The sequence below is a fragment of the Actinomycetota bacterium genome (assembly GCA_036280995.1).
GTDB lineage: Bacteria > Actinomycetota > CALGFH01 > CALGFH01 > CALGFH01 > CALGFH01.
In genome coordinates, this window is record DASUPQ010000931.1 from 1 (window position 1) to 2,355 (window position 2,355).

Genomic DNA, 2,355 nt, shown 5'->3' on the forward strand with positions numbered 1-2,355 from the left:
GGGTGTTGCGGACCACCTCGACGTAGCTGGCGCCGGCGCCGCGGAGGGTCGCGACGGGGGACACCCGCATGGCGGCCAGGAGCGTGCCCAGCGCCAGCGCCAGGACCGTCGACACCACCGTCAGGGCCAGGGTGGTGACAAAGCCCTGGCGGAAGGTGTCGAGGTTGTCGATGACGGCGTCCACGTCCCGGCCCTCCGACCGGCCCGGCTCAGTAGCGGTCGACCTGGGGGGGGGTCGGGGTCTCGGTGGCCACCTTGCCGGCGGTGGCGTCCCAGGCGGCCTTCCAGCGCCCGTCCTGCTCGATCTTCTCCAGGGTGTCGTTGAGGAAGTTGCGGAACTCGGTGTCGCCCTTCTTGAGCCCGATGCCGTACGGCTCCTTGGTGAACGGCTTGCCGACCAGCTCGAAGGCCTCCTCGTCCTGGCTGATCAGGCCGAGCAGGATGACGTTGTCGGTGGTCACGGCCTGGACCTGGCCGTACTTGAGGGCCTCGGCGCACTTGGAGTAGACGTCGAACTCGACCAGCTCGGCGTCCTTGTAGTTGGTGCGGATGTTCTCGGCCGGGGTGGAGCCGGACGCCGAGCAGACCTTCTTGCCCGCCAGCGAGTCCGGCCCGGTGATTCCGGCCGGGTTGCCCTTGGCGACCATGATGTCCTGGCCGGCCTCGTAGTAGGGGCCGGCGAAGTCGACCACCTGCTTGCGCTCGTCGTTGATGGTGTAGGTGGCGACCACGAAGTCGACCTTGCCCTGCTGGATGAACGGCTCGCGGTTGGCCGAGACGGTCTCGACCCAGTTGATGTTGTCGGCCGAGATGCCCATCTCGCCAGCGATCAGCTTGGCGATCTCGACATCGAAGCCCTCGGGCTTGCCCTCGAGGTTCTTGAGGCCGAACAGCGGCTGGTCGAACTTGGTCCCGACCGTGACCTTGCCGGCGTCCTTGAGCCGGGCCATGGTGGTGCCCTCGGCGAAGCTGGCGCCCTCGTTGACCTGGCCGCCGCCGTCGCCGCCCTCGTCGTCGCCGCCGCAGGCGGCCAGGGCCAGCGTCAGGGCCAGGACAACCCCCAGCAGCCCGGTCGAGCGTCGTGTCCGCATGGTGCCTCCTCCTTGCCTGGGCGGTTCGGGGCCGCCCGTCAGTGGCTGATGATCTTGGACAGGAAGTCCTTGGCCCGCTCGGTCCGCGGGCTGGCGAAGAACTCCTCGGGCTGGGCCGCCTCCAGGATCCGGCCGCCGTCCATGAACACGACCCGGTTGGCGGCGGAGCGGGCGAACCCCATCTCGTGGCTGATGACGATCATGGTCATGCCGGCGGCGGCCAGGTCGCGCATGACGTCGAGGACCTCGTTGATCATCTCCGGGTCGAGGGCCGAGGTCGGCTCGTCGAACAGCAGCAGCTTGGGGTCCATGGCCAGGGCCCGGGCGATGGCCACCCGCTGCTGCTGGCCGCCCGACAGCTGGGCGGGCAGCTTGTCGGCCTGGTTCTCGACCCCGACCCGGGCCAGCAGCTCCCGGGCCCGGCCCTCGGCCTGCTGCCGGGACTGGCCGCGGACCTTGATCGGGCCGAGGGTGACGTTGTCGAGCACCGACCGGTGGGCGAACAGGTTGAACTGCTGGAAGACCATGCCGACGTCCGACCGGAGCCGGGCCAGGGCCTTGCCCTCGCTGGGCAGGGGTCGGCCCTCCAGCCGGATGTCGCCGCCGTCGATCGGCTCCAGCCGGTTGATGGTCCGGCAAAGGGTCGACTTGCCCGACCCCGACGGGCCGACCACGATCACCACCTCGCCCGCGTCCACCTCCAGGTCGATGTCCTGGAGCACGTGCAGGTCGCCGAACCACTTGTTCACCCGCTCCATCTGGAGCAGGGGGGAACCTGCCGACATCCACTGGCCTCCCACCGGTCAGCTTTCCGGTATCAAACCACAGTGGCCCCAGCCGGGACGGGGGTGCGCTTCCTCACCGTGGTCCCTGGCCGAGGGGAACCGACAGCCAGCGCTCGCCAGGCCGGGGGCGCGGACGGTCACGACCAGGCGGCGCGGCGGCCCGGCCAGGCCGGCGGCCAGGCGGACCGGGCGGGCCGAGAGGTGGGCCGCGGCCACCATGGCCTCGGCCCGGGCGACCTCGCGGGGTCCGCCGCTGCGGCCCGAGCGCGGCCACCGTCGCCCGGACCCGCTCCGGGTCGAACCCGCCCGGCACCGGGCCCCCGCCGACCAGGGCCGCGGCGGCGGATGCCGGTGGCCAGCCGGCCGCCCCCTCGCCCGGCTCGGCCAGGGCCCGCCTCCCGGCCACGACCGCCACCAGCACCGTGCCCGCGGGCAGGACCACGTACAGGAGCAGGAACCGGGGACCGCTGATGCCCCAT

At 71.7% G+C, this 2,355-nt stretch carries 4 protein-coding genes; all 4 read right to left on the bottom strand.

The window, feature by feature from the left end; all coding sequences use genetic code 11:
- Nucleotides 1–184: amino acid ABC transporter permease (locus VF468_31030; GenBank protein HEX5882719.1), on the bottom strand; the 184-nt coding region annotated here is incomplete at its 3' end.
- Between the two features lie 25 nt (nucleotides 185–209).
- Nucleotides 210–1,091: a glutamate ABC transporter substrate-binding protein gene (locus VF468_31035; protein ID HEX5882720.1), complete on the bottom strand. Its 882-nt coding sequence runs from the start codon at nucleotides 1,089–1,091 to the stop codon at nucleotides 210–212.
- A 38-nt stretch (nucleotides 1,092–1,129) separates the two neighbouring features.
- Nucleotides 1,130–1,876: an amino acid ABC transporter ATP-binding protein gene (locus tag VF468_31040; protein HEX5882721.1), complete on the bottom strand. Its 747-nt coding sequence runs from the start codon at nucleotides 1,874–1,876 to the stop codon at nucleotides 1,130–1,132.
- 73 nt (nucleotides 1,877–1,949) lie between these two features.
- Nucleotides 1,950–2,355, bottom strand: a 406-nt coding sequence (locus VF468_31045; protein HEX5882722.1) for a hypothetical protein, incomplete at its 5' end; no start/stop codon positions are given.

What these genes read in the sequence shown, in the direction of transcription:
- VF468_31035 (HEX5882720.1), bottom strand. Translation starts at nt 1,091, where the DNA reads ATGCGGACACGACGCTCGACCGGGCTGCTGGGGGTTGTCCTGGCCCTG.
- VF468_31040 (HEX5882721.1), bottom strand. Translation starts at nt 1,876, where the DNA reads ATGTCGGCAGGTTCCCCCCTGCTCCAGATGGAGCGGGTGAACAAGTGG.